This is a genomic window from Kitasatospora sp. NPDC051705 (assembly GCF_044453265.1).
Lineage (GTDB): Bacteria > Actinomycetota > Actinomycetes > Streptomycetales > Streptomycetaceae > Kitasatospora.
Genome location: NZ_JBITCO010000004.1, coordinates 276,303 through 291,166, shown reverse-complemented (window position 1 = coordinate 291,166; position 14,864 = coordinate 276,303). Strand labels below are relative to the sequence as shown.

Here is a 14,864-nt window from a genome sequence, read left to right as displayed (position 1 = left end):
CCGGCGGGGTTCAGAGCACCTCGCGCTCCGCGTGCGGCGGGGCCGGGGTGCCCAGGGCGTTGCGGCGCTCGGGCATCCGCAGGGTGACCATCCGCCGCCAGCCGAAGGCCCGGTCGTACAGGTAGAGGGCGTGCACCCCGAGGGTGACCACGGCCAGCTGCCAGCGCGGCCAGCGCAGGATCCGCGCCATCCGGGACGTCACCGCGAGGCCGACGTCCCGGTGGGTGCGGATCTCGCCGCGGGCGCTGGTCTCCAGGGTGTGCCGGATGTACGGCCCGTGGCCCTCGGCGCGCAGCCGCAGCAGCTCCTCGTGGCAGTACGCGAGGTGGTCGTCCTCGTCGGCGGAGATCATCCGCACCGCCCGGCCGAGGTCCGGGTTGTCCCCGTAGACCCTGACCAGCTGGCGCATCTGCTCGGCGGCGCGCTGCTCGGTGACCCGGCTGTGCGCGAGGTAGGTGATGATCTCGCGGTCGGTCAGCGGGAGGTCGCTGTTCAGCCGCTCGTGCGAGAGGCCGACGCCCTTGCGCTCCAGCAGCATGCAGTAGTCGGCCTCCTCCGGGACGGGCACCTTGGGCAGGCCGCGCTTCTTCAGCAGCTGGCTGAAGATCCGGCCGTGCTTGCGCTCGTCGGCGCCGTGCCGGGCGATCTTGGGGGCGAGGACCGGATCCCGGGTGAGGACCGTGATCCGCTCGTTCTCCCAGCCGCCCTGGTCCTCGCCGCCCGCCGCGATGCTGCAGAACAGCTGGTACGCCTGGTCGTTCCGGTAGATCTCGTTGAAGAGCGATCGGGTGCTCAGCACGGCGCCTCCTGCGCGGATCCGGGTGGCGCCCGCCGGGGGTCGGACGGGCGGCCGCGATACGTTCCCCCGGGCGGCCGGCCGGCCGGGGCGACCGGCCGGTAGTCACCCGCATGCGTCAGCCGAGGTGCTCGCCGATCCACTCCAGCGAGGACGGCAGCTCGCGGGTCCAGCTGTCGAAGTTGTGGCCGCCGTCGTCCAGGTACTGCGAGTCGATCCGGAACTGCGGGTTGGCCGCGGCCACCTGCTGGGCGTGCTCGACGAACTGCACGGTCTGGGCGAAGTCGCCCTCCTTGCGGGAGGAGACCACCAGCAGCGACAGCGCCGGGGCCGGGAGGTTCTGCAGCCGCCAGTTGAGGTCGCTCTGCTGGGCCAGGGCGTTGTCCCCGCCGAACAGGCTGCCACCGGTGAACTGGTCCTCCTTCACCTTGAAGTCGCCGTGCAGGCCGACCGCGCTGCCGTAGACGTTCGGGGAACGCATCGCCAGCCGCAGTGCGCAGCTGCCCCCGGTCGAGTAGCCGAAGACGGACCAGGAGGCCGCGGAGCGGCCGGTGCGGTAGGTGGCGCGCAGCGCGTCCGGCACGTCCTTGGTGAACCAGGTCTCGCTGCGCGGGCCGCCGGGGACGTCCACGCACTCGGTGTCGCGCGGCGCCGCGACGGTCGGGCGGGCCATCACCACGATGGTCGGCGGCATCTTGCCGGACTTCTGCATCTCGGTCACGGTGTGCACCAGCGGCAGCTCCTTGAGCAGGTTGAGCGTGGTGCCGGGGTAGCCGGCCAGGGCCACCATGACCGGGAAGCGGACCAGCGCGAACTTCGGGTCGAAGTACTCGGGCGGCAGGTAGACGAACATCTGGTCGGACAGGCCGGTCTCCTTGCCGTTGACCCGGACCGACTCGACCTTGCCGGTCTCCTCGGGCGGGCCCTTGGGCAGGTCGGTGACCGTCTCCAGGCCGCCCTCGGTGGTCGGCTGGATCAGCTCGTCCGAGGCCGGGGCGACGCCCTTGTGGTTCTCGTTGCTGGTGAGCGCCAGCTTGGTGCCGCCTGGGCTGAGCAGGTCGTCCCAGGAGGTGTAGAACCCGAAGGAGTTGTTCACCGCCAGCGCCAGTACGGCCACCACGGAGACCTGAGTGACGGTCAGCAGGCCAAGCCGGCCGAGGACCGGCAGCGGGCGCTGGCGGGCGAGCCGGGGCCAGAGCCACAGGGTGGTGACGAGGGCCGCGGCGCCGAGGGCGAGCAGCGAGTTCACCAGCGCGTCGCTGGTCAGTTCCATGCCGTCGGCCTTCCGGTGGGACACTGTCGGTGCACGGCTTCATGGTCTGGCGGTCCGTCAGCTCGGGCCACCGCGGCTACGCCGTCCGGACGTCGGGGCGGGCCGGGAGGGCGGGGGGAGTCCGTAGGCAACCGGCGCCCTAGAATGCGGCGTCCACCGTACGTACGGCGTACCGGAGGGCCCTGCCGCGCCACGCGGCGACGGGCCCCCGGCTCCCACCCCCGGCTCAACCGCAACGCGCACTCGGCACCGGATTACCGACCGTTTCCGGATCCTTGGTATGCGCATTGCCCGATGAAGGAAATGGCATGAAGGTCCATCACGCGTCCTCCCCCGGAGTGACGGGACAGCGCCCCGCAGCCTCTACGCTGAGCTTCCATGAGCGTTCCCGTGTCCGTTGAGCCGAGCCCCGAGCAGCCGCGTCGTCGCCGCGGTCTGCAGACGCTGCGCAACCAGGCGTCGGCCGTGCCGAGGGCCTGGCTGCCCGGCGCGGTCGGGTACGCCTGTCTGCTGATCGGGCTGCTCGACATCGCCAGTGCGGTGTTCCCCAAGCTGCGCCACAGCAGGATGCACAGCTTCGCCGGGCAGCTGCCGGGCGGCACCACCACGCTGGCCGCGGTCGGCACGATGATGGTCGGCCTGCTGCTGGTGCTGCTCGCGCACGCGCTGCGCCGGCGCAAGCGGCGGGCCTGGCGGGTGGTGTGCGTGCTGCTGCCGGTCGGTGCGGCGCTGCACATCGTGCGCTGGCACCAGGTCGGCCCGGCGGTCGTCTCGCTGGTGGTCCTCGCCGTGCTGCTCGTGCACCGGCGCGAGTTCTACGCCAAGGCCGACCCGCGCACCCGCTGGCGGGCGCTGGTCAACCTGGTCGTGATGGGCACCGTCAGCGTGCTGCTGGGCCTGCTGATCGTGAGCACCCGGACCAAGTACGAGATCGGCCACCCCGGTCTGGGCGAGCGGCTCGAGCACGTCGGGTACGGACTGTTCGGCTTCGAGGGGCCGATCCGTTACAACAACATCCGGATGTCCGACCTGGTCGCCTACCTGCTCGGCGGGCTCGGTCTGCTGACCGCCTTCACCACCGCCTACCTGGCGCTGCGACCTGGCAAGCCGAAGCCGGAGCTGACCGCCGAGGACGAGGAGAAGGTCCGCGCGCTGCTCGCCCGGCACGGCGAGCGCGACTCGCTCGGCTACTTCGCCCTGCGCCGCGACAAGAGCGTGCTCTTCTCGCCCACCGGCAAGGCCGCGATCTCCTACCGCGTGGTCTCCGGCGTGATGCTGGCCTCCGGCGACCCGGTCGGCGACGTGGAGGCCTGGCCGGGCGCGATCAAGGTGTTCATGGCCGAGGCGCGCGAGCACGCCTGGGTGCCGGCCGTGATGGGCTGCAGCGAGGTCGGCGGCGAGGTCTGGACCCGTGAGGCGGGCCTGGACGCCCTGGAGCTGGGCGACGAGGCGATCGTCGACACCGCCTCCTTCTCGCTCTCCGGCCGGGCCATGCGCAACGTGCGCCAGATGGTCAAGCGGATCGAGCGCAACGGCTACTCCTGCCAGGTGCGCCGGGTCTCCGACCTCTCCCCGGCGGAGCGGTACCGGATCGCCGACGCGGCCGCCCGCTGGCGCGGCACCGACACCGAGCGCGGCTTCTCGATGGCCCTCGGCCGCTTCGGCGACCCGCTGGACGAGGACTGCGTGGTGGTCACCGCGCACAAGGCCCCGGAGGAGGGCGAGGGCGGCGACGACCTGAAGGCCGTGCTGCACTTCGTGCCCTGGGGGCCGGACGGCATCTCGCTGGAGCTGATGCGCCGCGACCGCGCCGCCGACCCGGGCCTGAACGAGCTGCTGATCGTCGCCGCCCTGCAGGCCGTGCCCGCGATGGGCGTGCGCCGGGTGTCGCTGAACTTCGCGATGTTCCGCTCGGCCCTGGCCCGCGGCGAGCGGATCGGCGCCGGCCCCGTCCTGCGGGCCTGGCGCGGGCTGCTGGTGTTCCTCTCCCGCTGGTTCCAGATCGAGTCGCTGTACAAGTTCAACGCCAAGTTCCAGCCCGAGTGGGAGCCGCGCTTCCTGGTCTTCCCGAGCACCAGGGACCTGCCGCGGATCGGTTTCGCCGCGATGCAGGCCGAGGCCTTCATCACGCTCGGCATGCCGCGCTTCGGCCGCCGGCGCCAGCGCGAGGGGCTGATGCCCGCCCCGGCCGCCCACGAGGTCACCGAGGCCGCCTGAGGCCGCCCGGAGCGCCGCCGCGTGGACGGGGCCCCCGCCGAGGATCCTCGGCGGGGGCCCCGTCCGATAATGGAGGACATGAGCAACTCGCCGTCCTTCTCCCTGCCGGCCGGACTGCCGCGGCTCGACCGCTGCGCCGTGATGGGCGTGGTCAACGTCACGCTCGACTCCTTCTCGGACGGCGGCCTGTGGCACGACCCCGCCAAGGCGATCGCGCACGGGCTCGCCCTGCGCGCCCGCGGCGCCGACCTGGTGGACGTGGGGGGCGAGTCCACCCGCCCCGGCGCCCGGCGGGTGCCCGAGGAGGAGGAGCTGCGCCGGGTGCTGCCGGTGGTGCGCGAGCTGGCCGGGGCGGGGGTGGTGGTCTCCGTCGACACCATGCGCGCCTCCGTCGCCGAGCAGGCCGTCGCGGCCGGCGCCGCGCTCGTCAACGACGTCTCCGGCGGCCTGGCCGACCCGGCGATGGCCCGGGTGGTCGCCGAGACCGGCGCACCCTTCGTGGTGATGCACTGGCGCGGGCAGTCCGCCGACATGGAACGGCTGGCGGTCTACGACGACGTGGTGACCGACGTGGTCGGCGAGCTCACCGGCCGGGTCGAGGCGCTGCTGGCGGCCGGGGTCAAGGAGGAGCAGCTGATCCTCGACCCGGGGCTCGGCTTCGCCAAGACCGCCGAGCACAACTGGGCGCTGCTCGGCCGGCTGGACGCGCTCACCGCGCTCGGCCGTCCCGTCCTGGTGGCCGCATCGCGCAAGCGGTTCCTGGGTACGCTGCTCGCCGACCCGCAAACCGGGGAGCTGCGCCCGGCGCGGGAGCGCGACGACGCGACCGCCGCGGTGTCGGTGCTCTCGGCCCAGGCCGGCGCCTGGGCGGTGCGGGTGCACGACGTGTCCGGCACGGCGGACGCCGTGCGGGTGGTCGCGGCCTGGCAGCACGCGGCCCGACGAGGGGTGAGGGAGGGTCTGTGACAGGTGACGGCAGGCTGAGCGGCGGGACGGCCGGCCGGGCCCGCGAGGCGGACCTGGAGGCCGTGCTCGCGGCGAACCGGGCGCTCTACCAGGCGCTGGAGGAGGGGGACCTGGAGGCGGTCGAGGACGCCTGGCTGGGTGCCGCGGACGCCGACGACAAGGGCGGGGTGGTCTGTGTGCACCCCGGCTGGCCGGTGCTGCGCGGGCGGGCACAGGTGACCCGCTCGTACATGTTGATCATGATGAACACGGAGTACATCCAGTTCTTCCTGACCGACGTCGAGGCGGAGGTCCACGGTGATGTGGCCCTTGTCACGTGCACCGAGAACATCCTCTCCGGCGGCGAGGCGGAGGAGGAGGGCGAACTCGGACCGCTGGTCGGCGGAAAGGTCGTCTCGACGAATCTCTTCCGCCGCACCCCGGCCGGGTGGAAGCTCTGGTCGCACCACGGTTCACCCGTTCTGACCAGCGGCGACGAGGACGACGAGGACTGATCCGGGAGTTACCCGAAAACCGCCGCCGGGAGGTCGCCCGGGAATTTCCGAGTGGTCACCGAACGTTCACGTCAATCGCCATTCCGGTGCGCGTGGCGACGGTTCGTGCCGGGTAGGACGGTCAGGCGGTGTCCGCCCCCGCGGGTAGATTCGAAACGGAGTGGCGGGCGTGCTGCCCGCCTTCGCCCTGCCCGTCCATGTCATTCTCCGGGTGGGGCCCGTCCGACTGGGAGCAGTGATTCGTTTGCTGGACCGCGTCACCCTGCGGGGTCTGCGTGCCCGGGGCCACCACGGCGTCTTCGAGCGCGAGCGCGTCGAGGGCCAGACCTTCGTGGTCGACCTCGTGCTGTACCTGGACACCCGCCCCGCCGCGTCCGGCGACGACCTCACCCGCACGGCGCACTACGGCATCGTGGCCGAGGAGGTCACCGCGATCATCGCCGGGGAGCCGGTCGACCTGATCGAGACCCTCGCCCAGCGCATCGCCGACCAGTGCCTGAAGCACGAAGCGGTCGAGGAGGTCGAGGTGACCGTGCACAAGCCCGACGCCCCGATCACCGTGCCGTTCGACGACGTGACCGTGACCATCCACCGGAGCCGCGCATGACCGCCGCTGCGCGCCCCGCAGTTGTAGAGGCCCAGCCTCCCCGAGTAGAGGACGCCCGATGAGCACCAGCGACCCGACCGCCTCGCCGACCACGTTCGACCTGGAGAGCCGGGTGGACTCCGCCGACACCACGCTGCACAGCCAGCGGTGCGCGGTGATCGCACTGGGCAGCAACCTGGGCAACCGCCTGGACACCCTCCAGGGGGCCGTCGACGCCCTGGCCGACACCCCCGGACTCAAGATCAAGTCGGTCTCCGCCGTCTACGAGACCGAGGCCATGGGCGGCCCCGACGAACAGCCCAACTACTACAACGCGGTCGTCGTGCTGCGCACCACGCTGCCCCCGCGCGACCTGCTGGAGCGCGGCAACGCGATCGAGGACGCCTTCGGCCGGGTCCGGACCGTCCACTGGGGCCCGCGCACCCTGGACGTCGACATCCTCGCCTACGAGGGCGTGCTCAGCGACGACCCGCAGCTGCTGCTGCCGCACCCGCGCTCGCACGAGCGGGCCTTCGTGCTCGCCCCCTGGCTGGACGCCCAGCCGGAGGCCGAGGTGCCCGGGCACGGGCAGGTCGCCGAACTGCTGCGGGCCCTCGGCGGCCCGGACGCGCAGGGCGTGTGGCGCCGCGAGGACATCCGGCTGACGCTGCCGGAGTGACCGCCCCCGGCCGGGCGGCCGGGGAACCAGACCGGGGGCCCGGCCGTACGACTAGGTGTCCGCCGTTCGCGCGGTGGTCCGCCCGGCCGGGCCCGGTACGGTGGCCTGGCGCCGCCGTGCCGGACCACCGGGCGGCCGGCCGGCTCTGGTAACCCCGGGAAGGACCTCCTCCGAGTGAAGCTGCTTCGCCTCCGTCTGCTGGTCGGCATCACCGCTGCCACGACGGCGCTGTGCTGGGCCGGCGCCAAGTTGTGGGCCTCCCTGGACACGCTGCCGGCGGTGCCGGTCGCGGCGCCGGTGGTGCTGGCCGCGGTGGCGGTGATCCTGCTGGCCACCGCGCTGTCGCTGCGCTCCCGGCTGAAGGCGGTGCGCGAGCGGCAGCCCGGCGCGAAGGGCGTCGACCCGCTGCTCGCGGCCCGGGCGGTGGTGCTCGGCCAGGCCAGCGCGCTGGTCTCGGCGGTGGTCACCGGCGTCTACGCGGGCGCCGGGATCTTCCTGCTCGGCGAGCTGGACGTGCCGGCCCGCAAGGACCAGGCGGTCACGGCCGGGCTCGCGGTGCTGGCGGGAGCCGCGGTGATAGCGGCGGCGCTCTGGCTGCAGCACGTGTGCCGGCTGCCGGAGGACCACGACGGGCCGAGCGGTCCGGCGGCCTCGCACCGCTGAGCGGGTCCGGCGCCGCTGAGCGGTCCGCTCGCGCGGGCCGGCCCCGCAGCGCCGAACGGGGCATTCCCGGTGATCTTGAGTGAAGCGCCGGGTACGTGCGGTAAAACTTGCGCACTGTCAAGGGCGGAAGGGGACCCTGGGCTGACACGGCCCCAATTCGCACGCTAGTTTCTTGGCATGTCTCGCGGACGTCACCGTCATTCCTCCGTCCTCGGCCGGATCTTCCCCCCCACCGCCGCCGGCGTGCTGCTCGTGGCCGCGCTGGGCGCCCTGCTCTTCAGTCAGGACACCATCCTGGTGCGCTCGGTGGGCGTCGCGGCGGTGATCGCGACGCTCGGCTTCGCGCTGCTCCTGAAGCAGCGTGACAAGGCCGCCCGGGCCGCCGCCGAGATGGCCGTCGCACAGCGCCTGCGGGCCGAGGAGCGCTTCGAGGAGCAGCTCGCGGAGGCCGAGTACGCGGCCGAGGTCGCCGAGGAGCGGGCCACCCGGTTCGGGCGGCGGCTCACCGCGGAGAAGTCCCGGCTCGCCAAGGCCGAGACGGAGATCGCCCGGCTGCTGCGGGAGCGGGCCGTGGCGGTGGCCGAGCAGGCGCTCAAGGAGGCCGAGGCGGCCCAGCGGGCGCTCGCCGCGAGCCGCCCCAAGCACCCGGCCAGCCCGGCCGCGTTCGTCCGTGCCGGCTCCGTGCTGCGGCTGCTGGCGCGGCGGGCGGCGGAGCGGGAGGCGCAGCGGGAGCGGACCGCGGGCGCGGAGGTCGCGCTGCGCGCGGCCGCGGCGCCGGCCAGGCAGGCCCCGGTCCGGCAGGCTCCGGCCGCGGTGGCCCCTGCGCCCGTCGTACCGGCCCCGGTGGCGCCCGTGGTGCCGGCTCCGGTGGCCCCTGCGGTGCCGACCCCGGCCCAGGCCCCGGCGGTGCCGGCTCCGGCCGCCCAGGCGCCAGTGCGGCCCGCGCCGGTGCGCCCGGCGCTGACCGCCACGGTCGGGCAGCTCGGCGGGGCGCCGACGGCTCCGGTCGCGGTGCCCGCCCCGGTGGAACGGCAGCGGCTGCGCCCGGCGCAGTCCGGGGCGCGCGGACAGGGCTTCAGCTTCTTCGGCCGCGGTGCTGGTACTGGTGCTGCTCCGGGTCCGGCCGTGCGTGCGGCGGCCCCGGCGCCGGCGGTGGGCAGCGTCGCCGAGCTGGGGGAGCGCACGGACCTCGCGGACGTGGTGGGCGACGAGGCGGTGGCCGCACAGGCGCAGGCCGAGGCGCAGGAGGTCCGGGAGGCCCAGGCGGCACCCGCGCCGGAGGGCGTCGGCGAGCCGGAGGGTCGCGACGAGCCGACGGGCCGTGCGGCCGGGGACGGGGCGGTGCCCGAGGTGGTCGACCTGACCCCGGAGGAGGAGACCGAGCTGATCCAGCTCCCGGAGCTGCGCGCCTCGCGCTGAGCCCGGGGGCCGCTGGAAACGGCGACGGCGCGGGAAGTCGGTCCGACCGACTTCCCGCGCCGCGGCGTTCCCGGGGGTGCCGGGACGGGCCCGGCGGGGCGTCAGAGCTGGACGCCGAAGTCCTGGGCGATGCCCGCCAGGCCGGAGGCGTAGCCCTGGCCGACGGCACGGAACTTCCACTCGCCGCCGTTGCGGTACAGCTCGCCGAAGATCATCGCGGTCTCGGTGGCGGCGTCCTCGGAGAGGTCGTAGCGGGCGATCTCGGCACCGCCGGCGGCGTTCACCACGCGGATGTAGGCGTTGCGGACCTGGCCGAAGCTCTGGCCGCGGGCGACCCCGTCGTAGATGGTGACCGGGAAGGTGATCTTGACGGCCTCGGCCGGCAGGCCGGCCAGGTTCACGTTGATCGACTCGTCGTCGCCGACGCCCTCGCCGGTGCGGTTGTCACCGGTGTGCACGACGGTGTTGTCGGGGGTGCTGGTGTTGTTGAAGAAGACGAAGTGCCCGTTGGACAGCACCTTGCCGTCCGCGTTCAGGACGATCGCGCTGGCGTCGAGGTCGAACTCGGCGCCGGTGGTGGTCCGGACGTCCCAGCCCAGGCCGACGCTGACCGCGGACAGGCCGGGGGCCTCCTTGGTCAGCGAGACGTTGCCACCCTTGGAGAGGCTCACTGGCATGGCGATTGCAGTCCCTTCGTTCGCTTTTCCCCGGACAACGCAATGCTCGGGTGGGTTGGTTCCACGGAGTCCGTGAATTTCTGGTGGCCGCCAATCCCCGGGCAAAGGCGGGGCAATAACGGGGATCAGATCCGGCGGAACCGGCCCTGCAGCGACCAGATGTTCGGATTGTCGGCCAGGTCGGGGTGCATGTCGAACAGATCGGCGAGGGTGTCCTGGAGGAAGTCCCGGGCCTCGCGCCGCAGCTCGCCGTGGCGCACCACCGCGGGCGGCTCGTCCGGCAGCCAGGTCGCGCTGACCTCGACCCAGTTGAAGCGGCGGGCGAACCGCAGCAGCTCGGTGTTCTGGGTGAAGTCCAGGTCGGCGGTCTGCACCCGGGCGGCCCGGCCGCCGTCCGGGTCGCGGTCCAGCTGCTCGGCGATGTCGCACAGCGCCCACGCGAAGTCCAGCACCGGCACCCACCCCCAGGCGGTGGACAGCTCGGCGCCCTCGGCCTCCAGGTAGACGTCGCCGCAGAACAGGTCGTACCGCAGCGCGTGCACCGAGGCGGACCGGTAGTCCGTCTGCGGAGGGTCGGGGAAGCGGTTGGAGAGGGAGTAGCCGAGCTCGATCACGTAGGCCATTGTCCGGGCTGCGGGCGGTGCCGCGGAACCGGGGCGGCGCCGGTGGCGGGCGGGCGGGGGTCCGCGGACCCGCCCGGACCGGTGCGGATAACCGGGTGACCCGGCGGGGGCGGGCGCGGGATGATGGGCGCATGCCCGAGCCCATCCGCGTACGGGGGTCGGTGGTCGTCCCCGACGCCGAGCTCGTCTGGCGCTTCTCGCGTTCCTCCGGCCCCGGTGGCCAGCACGTCAACACCTCCGACACGAAGGTCGAGCTGCGCTACGACCTGGCGTCCTCCCGGGCGCTGCCCGAGGTGTGGCGCGAGCGTGCGCTGGAGCGGCTGGCCGGGCGGCTGGTGGACGGCGGGGTGCTGGTGATCCAGGCCTCCGAGTTCCGCTCGCAGTGGCGCAACCGGGAGGCGGCCGCGGCCCGGCTGTCGGCGGTGCTGACCGAGGCGTGCGCGCCGCCGCCGAAGGCCCGGCGGGCGACCAGGCCCAGCCGGGGGACGGTCGAGCGGCGACTGGCCGGCAAGCGGCACCGCTCCGAGCTGAAGCAGGGCCGGCGCTCGCCGCGGGGCGGCGAGTAGGCGGGCTCAGCCGAGGGCGCGGTACCCGCCGCGGAAGTAGAGCAGCGGCCGGCCGGCCGGGTTGGGGACCACGGCCTCCAGGACGCGGCCGAGCAGCAGCGTGTGGTCACCCGCGGGTATCCGCTGTTCGGTGCGGCACTCGACGGTGGCGAGCGCGCCGTCGATCAGCGGCGCCCCGGAGTGCGGGCCGCGCCGGTGCGGGGTGTCCGCGAAGAGCAGCCGGTCGCTGAGCCGGCCCTTCATGGCGAAGCGGGAGCCGAGCGCCTTCTGGCCCTCCGTGAGCAGCGAGACCGCCCAGGTGTCCGTCCGGGTGAGCACCTCGTCCATCCGGGAGTCCTCGCGGACCGAGATCAGCACCAGCGGGGGCTCCAGCGACACCGAGAGGAAGGACGTGGCGGTCATGCCGACGTCCTCGCCGTCCTCCGGGTCGTGGACGGTGACCAGGCTGACGCCGGCGGCGAGCTGGGAGAGTGCTGCCCGGAACTCGTCGGGCGTGGCCTGGGTGGCAGCTTCGGGCTGCGGGGACGGGTACACGTACCGCACGGTAGCCGGAGGCCGCCACGCTCTGCATCGGGCCGAGGTCGTAGGACCACCGGCGCGGGCCGGGGTCACGGGCGGTGGCGGGACCCGCCCCCCGCGAGGTGGTGGAGCTCACTCTCAGGAGTGAAGCGAGGGGCCTGCCGGGCGGCAGGGGGCTTCAGTGCGGGACCGATGAGGTCGACCACGGGAATTGCCCTGATAGCGCGTGATGTACCGCTATGGGGCGGATGAGCTGATTAAGGGCGCATTAGTGTTGTGTGATTTAAGTCACAAGTAGCGGCCTATTGCTGACCGAGCGTGCCGAACGCTGTGCTCCCTGTGATTCAGTTCTTCTGGCAATCGGACGATAACCAATCAAGAACTATCCGAAGCAGCCGGGGAGCCCCCGCATGGAAGCCGAGTCGGAGCCGTACGTCCGTCTCGCGACCCTCCGCACCTTGCACCGGGTCGTGGCGGACCTCAACGCTGCCCGCAGCCTGGCGGGCACGCTGCAGGCCGTCGTCGAGGGCGCGGTTCACGGGCTCGGCTTCGACGCCGCCGCGGTCAGCCTGGTCCGCCCGGACGGCGACTTGGTGGTGGCGGCCGTCTGGGAGCTCGAGGAGAGCGCCATGGGCGGCCCCTCCGTGCTGCTCGGCCAGGTCGGCTCCCGGGAGTCCTGGGACCGGCTGCTCGGCGTCAGCGACCACTGGGGCACCCTGCGCTTCCTCCCCTACGACCGAGGCTGGGCCGTCGCCAGCGACATCCCGCGCTGGATCGGGGACGGCCCGCTGCCCGTCTACGCCAACGACTGGCACCCGGCCGACGGACTGCTCGCCCCGATGTACAGCGCCGGCGGCGACCTGCTCGGCGTGCTCTCGGTGGACCGTCCGCGCAGCGGCAAGCGGCCCGGGGCGTGGACCCGCGAGGCGCTGGAGATGTTCTCGCTTCAGGCCTCCATCGCGATCGGCAACGCCCGGCTGCGGGCCGAGATGCAGCGCGCCCTGGCCCGGCTGGAGAAGGAGCAGCAGGCGCTGCGGGCCAGCGAGGAGAGCTTCCGCCAGGCCTTCGAGTACGCGCCCAGCGGGATGGCCATCACCGAACTGCACGGCGCCGGTCGCGGCCAGCTGACCAGGGTCAACGACGCGCTCTGCCGACTGCTCGGCCGCCCCCGCGCGGTGCTGCGCCAGCAGAGCTTCGCCGATCTCGTCCACCCCGAGGACCGGGCCCTGCTGGAGCGCACCAGCGCCGAGAGCGGCCGGGCGGAGCTGCGGCTGTCCCGGCGGGACGGCGGCTACCAGTGGGTGTGCCTGCGCAACTCGATCGTGGCGGACGCGGCCGAGGGCCCGAGCTTCCTGCTCACCCACGTCGAGGACATCGAGGAGCGCAAGCGGCACGAGTTCCAGCTCGCCCACCGGGCCAGCCACGACGCGCTCACCGGCCTGCCGAACAGCGCCGAGCTGAAGGCCCGGCTGGCCCGTCGGCTCTGCAACGAGCCGCAGACCGTCGGCGCCGCCGCCGGGGCCGAGACGGCCTACCCGGCCCCGTACGGCTACCCCGCGGACTCCTACGCCGCGCACGCCGCCTACGACGGGCTGGAGGGGGCGGACCCGTACGCCGGGCCGGTGCACGGCTACGGGCTGCCCGAGGCCGGTCCGCTGCCGGGGCTGACCGCGGCCTGCGGGGAGCACGTGCACGCGGTGGTCCCCACCGACCACGGCCCGGGCGAGGCCTGGTCGGCGCCCTTCCGCTCGGGGGCCGCGGCCCACGCGGACAAGGGGCTCGCGGTGCTCTTCTGCGACCTGGACGGCTTCAAGTCGATCAACGACCGGTTCGGCCACAACGCGGGCGACGCGGTGCTGGTCGAGGTCGCCCGGCGGCTGAGCCAGGCCGTCCGGGACGGCGACACGGTGGCCCGGCTCGGCGGCGACGAGTTCGTCGTGCTGGCCGACGGCATCGGCCGGGAGGAGGCCAAGGACCTCGCCCACCGGCTGCGCAACGCGATCATCCCGCCGATGCGGATCGACGGCCGGGCGATGCGGGTGGGCGTCAGCCTCGGCATCGGCTGGGCGGGCTGCGGGATGAGCACCGAGGAGGTGCTGCACACCGCGGACGAGCGGATGTACGACGAGAAGCGGGCGCGCGGGGGCGCGGTGCGCGGCGCGCGCGGCGAGCGTTCGCACCGGCGGGCGGGCTGACCGGGCCCCGGGGCCGCGCAGGTTACCCGTGGGTTGTCAAGGGCTCTTTCCCGGCAGTCGGGTACGGCAGGTAGGGTTCCCGGGTACGAGAGCGTCCATGATCTGCGCCGGTCCGCACCCGGCGGCGCGAACCGGATGGGGGAGTTGACCACCGTGACGACCGCCGGCAGCAACGGAGTGCCCGAGGGCCAGGGGGGCGGTGCCCCGCAGGACGACGATCCGTTCGGCTACCTCTACCGCCCGGCCGAGGGCTCGACCGGGCAGTCGGCCGAGCCGCAGCAGGGCGTGCCCCGGACGTCGTACAACCGCCCGATGGAGGTCGGCCGGGCGCAGTACGGGCAGCAGTACCCGCCCCGGGCGCCGCAGCAGCCGGCCTACGGCCAGCAGCAGCCGGGCTACCCGGGCCAGCAGCAGACCCCGTACGCCCAGCAGGGGGCGCCGCAGCAGCCCGAGTACGGCACGGCGCCCACCCAGCAGAACCGCTACGCCGAGCACTCCCGGCCGCAGCCGGGCGAGGAGCGGCCGAGCAGCGGTCGCAGCAAGGGCGCGGTGATCGGCGCGGTCGCCGTCGTCGCGGCCATCGCGATCGGCGCCGGCATCGCGCTGTCCTCGGGCGACCCGGACGGCGACAAGACCGCCAAGTCCGGCACCCAGACCACCGCCGCGGCCCCGCCCACCACCGCCGCGACCGGCGGGTCGTCCCCGACCGCCTCGCCCTCGGCGAGCGCCACCGTCGCGGCCGGCCCGACCACCGTGGACGCGGGCCAGCTGCAGGCCCAGAACGCGCCGTCCGGCAACAGCGTCAAGGGCGCCAAGTCCGCGGACGGCAGCTACCTGACCCTCCAGCAGGGCGGCTCGGTGACGTGGAACGGCGAGGTCGCCACCGCCGGGACGTACAAGCTGACGGTGCACTTCAGCAACGCCGGCGCGGACGTGAAGGGCGCGGCCTCGGTGAACGGCAAGGACTGGCCGAGCGGGCTGCCGTTCAAGAACTACTCGCCCGGCAAGGACCCGGCGTCCTCCTGGTACACCACCTGGATACTCCCGCAGCTGCAGGCCGGGGCGAACAGCGTCGTCATCACCGCGCCGGGCGGACCGATCCTGATCGACCAGATCACCGTCGAGCCGAGCGGCTGACGCCCGGCGTCCGAGTGCGCGACGGCCGCCCGTCCCCGTGGGGGAGGGCGGCCG

The 14,864-nt window shown here is 73.8% G+C and carries 15 protein-coding genes; 10 read left to right on the top strand and 5 right to left on the bottom strand.

From position 1 onward, the window contains the following. Positions 1–10: 10 nt before the first annotated feature. Both ACIA8Q_RS07890 and ACIA8Q_RS07885 read right to left on the bottom strand, forming a co-directional pair. Complete coding sequence (locus ACIA8Q_RS07890; protein ID WP_360215062.1) at positions 11–799, bottom strand: ferritin-like domain-containing protein; 789 nt, start codon at positions 797–799, stop codon at positions 11–13. Between the two features lie 115 nt (positions 800–914). Then, the gene (locus tag ACIA8Q_RS07885; RefSeq protein ID WP_360215065.1) at positions 915–2,069 is read right to left on the bottom strand and encodes an alpha/beta hydrolase-fold protein; all 1,155 of its coding nucleotides are present in this window, start codon (positions 2,067–2,069) and stop codon (positions 915–917) included. Positions 2,070–2,447: 378 nt separating this feature from the next. Between ACIA8Q_RS07885 and ACIA8Q_RS07880 the strand changes: the two genes are divergently transcribed. The 7 genes from ACIA8Q_RS07880 to ACIA8Q_RS07850 all read left to right on the top strand — a co-directional run bounded on the left by ACIA8Q_RS07880 (position 2,448) and on the right by ACIA8Q_RS07850 (position 9,093). Then, positions 2,448–4,286, top strand: a complete 1,839-nt coding sequence (locus ACIA8Q_RS07880) for a phosphatidylglycerol lysyltransferase domain-containing protein (protein WP_360215068.1) — start codon at positions 2,448–2,450, stop codon at positions 4,284–4,286. A gap of 78 nt (positions 4,287–4,364) precedes the next feature. Then, on the top strand, positions 4,365–5,252 hold the full coding sequence (folP, locus tag ACIA8Q_RS07875) for a dihydropteroate synthase (RefSeq protein ID WP_387907474.1): 888 nt from the start codon (positions 4,365–4,367) through the stop codon (positions 5,250–5,252). Then, positions 5,249–5,746: a nuclear transport factor 2 family protein gene (locus tag ACIA8Q_RS07870; RefSeq protein WP_280685470.1), complete on the top strand. Its 498-nt coding sequence runs from the start codon at positions 5,249–5,251 to the stop codon at positions 5,744–5,746. The genes folP and ACIA8Q_RS07870 overlap by 4 nt, the downstream gene beginning before the upstream one ends. A gap of 247 nt (positions 5,747–5,993) precedes the next feature. Continuing rightward, the gene (folB, locus tag ACIA8Q_RS07865) at positions 5,994–6,353 is read left to right on the top strand and encodes a dihydroneopterin aldolase (RefSeq protein ID WP_360215118.1); all 360 of its coding nucleotides are present in this window, start codon (positions 5,994–5,996) and stop codon (positions 6,351–6,353) included. 58 nt (positions 6,354–6,411) lie between these two features. Then, complete coding sequence (gene folK / locus ACIA8Q_RS07860) at positions 6,412–7,011, top strand: 2-amino-4-hydroxy-6-hydroxymethyldihydropteridine diphosphokinase (RefSeq protein ID WP_360215074.1); 600 nt, start codon at positions 6,412–6,414, stop codon at positions 7,009–7,011. A gap of 174 nt (positions 7,012–7,185) precedes the next feature. Then, a complete protein-coding gene (locus tag ACIA8Q_RS07855; protein WP_360215077.1) occupies positions 7,186–7,674 on the top strand; it encodes a DUF3180 domain-containing protein in 489 nt (162 codons plus the stop codon). Between the two features lie 177 nt (positions 7,675–7,851). Further along, positions 7,852–9,093 carry a hypothetical protein gene (locus ACIA8Q_RS07850; RefSeq protein WP_396316899.1) on the top strand — a complete coding sequence of 414 codons (1,242 nt, stop codon included), beginning with the start codon at positions 7,852–7,854 and terminating at the stop codon, positions 9,091–9,093. Between the two features lie 101 nt (positions 9,094–9,194). Here the strand turns inward: ACIA8Q_RS07850 and ACIA8Q_RS07845 are convergent, their stop codons facing one another. Further along, positions 9,195–9,770 (bottom strand): TerD family protein, encoded by a 576-nt coding sequence (locus ACIA8Q_RS07845; protein ID WP_360215083.1) that lies wholly within the window; start codon positions 9,768–9,770, stop codon positions 9,195–9,197. Between the two features lie 125 nt (positions 9,771–9,895). Continuing rightward, complete coding sequence (locus ACIA8Q_RS07840; RefSeq protein ID WP_387907478.1) at positions 9,896–10,393, bottom strand: hypothetical protein; 498 nt, start codon at positions 10,391–10,393, stop codon at positions 9,896–9,898. Positions 10,394–10,524: 131 nt separating this feature from the next. Here ACIA8Q_RS07840 and arfB point away from each other — a divergent pair, with 131 nt between their 5' ends. Beyond that, positions 10,525–10,959 carry an alternative ribosome rescue aminoacyl-tRNA hydrolase ArfB gene (gene arfB / locus ACIA8Q_RS07835; protein WP_360215089.1) on the top strand — a complete coding sequence of 145 codons (435 nt, stop codon included), beginning with the start codon at positions 10,525–10,527 and terminating at the stop codon, positions 10,957–10,959. A 6-nt stretch (positions 10,960–10,965) separates the two neighbouring features. On the opposite strand, the gene ACIA8Q_RS07830 is transcribed toward arfB, so the two are convergent. Then, positions 10,966–11,502 (bottom strand): flavin reductase family protein, encoded by a 537-nt coding sequence (locus ACIA8Q_RS07830; protein WP_396316898.1) that lies wholly within the window; start codon positions 11,500–11,502, stop codon positions 10,966–10,968. 386 nt (positions 11,503–11,888) lie between these two features. On the opposite strand from ACIA8Q_RS07830, the gene ACIA8Q_RS07825 reads away from it, so the two are divergent. Continuing rightward, positions 11,889–13,673: a diguanylate cyclase domain-containing protein gene (locus ACIA8Q_RS07825; protein ID WP_396316897.1), complete on the top strand. Its 1,785-nt coding sequence runs from the start codon at positions 11,889–11,891 to the stop codon at positions 13,671–13,673. Positions 13,674–13,817: 144 nt separating this feature from the next. After that, a complete protein-coding gene (locus ACIA8Q_RS07820; RefSeq protein ID WP_360215098.1) occupies positions 13,818–14,810 on the top strand; it encodes a hypothetical protein in 993 nt (330 codons plus the stop codon). Positions 14,811–14,864 lie beyond the last annotated feature (54 nt).

What these genes read in the sequence shown, in the direction of transcription:
- ACIA8Q_RS07885 (WP_360215065.1), bottom strand. Translation starts at nt 2,069, where the DNA reads ATGGAACTGACCAGCGACGCGCTGGTGAACTCGCTGCTCGCCCTCGGC.
- ACIA8Q_RS07880 (WP_360215068.1), top strand. Translation starts at nt 2,448, where the DNA reads ATGAGCGTTCCCGTGTCCGTTGAGCCGAGCCCCGAGCAGCCGCGTCGT.
- folP (WP_387907474.1), top strand. Translation starts at nt 4,365, where the DNA reads ATGAGCAACTCGCCGTCCTTCTCCCTGCCGGCCGGACTGCCGCGGCTC.
- folK (WP_360215074.1), top strand. Translation starts at nt 6,412, where the DNA reads ATGAGCACCAGCGACCCGACCGCCTCGCCGACCACGTTCGACCTGGAG.
- ACIA8Q_RS07850 (WP_396316899.1), top strand. Translation starts at nt 7,852, where the DNA reads ATGTCTCGCGGACGTCACCGTCATTCCTCCGTCCTCGGCCGGATCTTC.
- ACIA8Q_RS07845 (WP_360215083.1), bottom strand. Translation starts at nt 9,770, where the DNA reads ATGCCAGTGAGCCTCTCCAAGGGTGGCAACGTCTCGCTGACCAAGGAG.
- ACIA8Q_RS07840 (WP_387907478.1), bottom strand. Translation starts at nt 10,393, where the DNA reads ATGGCCTACGTGATCGAGCTCGGCTACTCCCTCTCCAACCGCTTCCCC.
- arfB (WP_360215089.1), top strand. Translation starts at nt 10,525, where the DNA reads ATGCCCGAGCCCATCCGCGTACGGGGGTCGGTGGTCGTCCCCGACGCC.
- ACIA8Q_RS07825 (WP_396316897.1), top strand. Translation starts at nt 11,889, where the DNA reads ATGGAAGCCGAGTCGGAGCCGTACGTCCGTCTCGCGACCCTCCGCACC.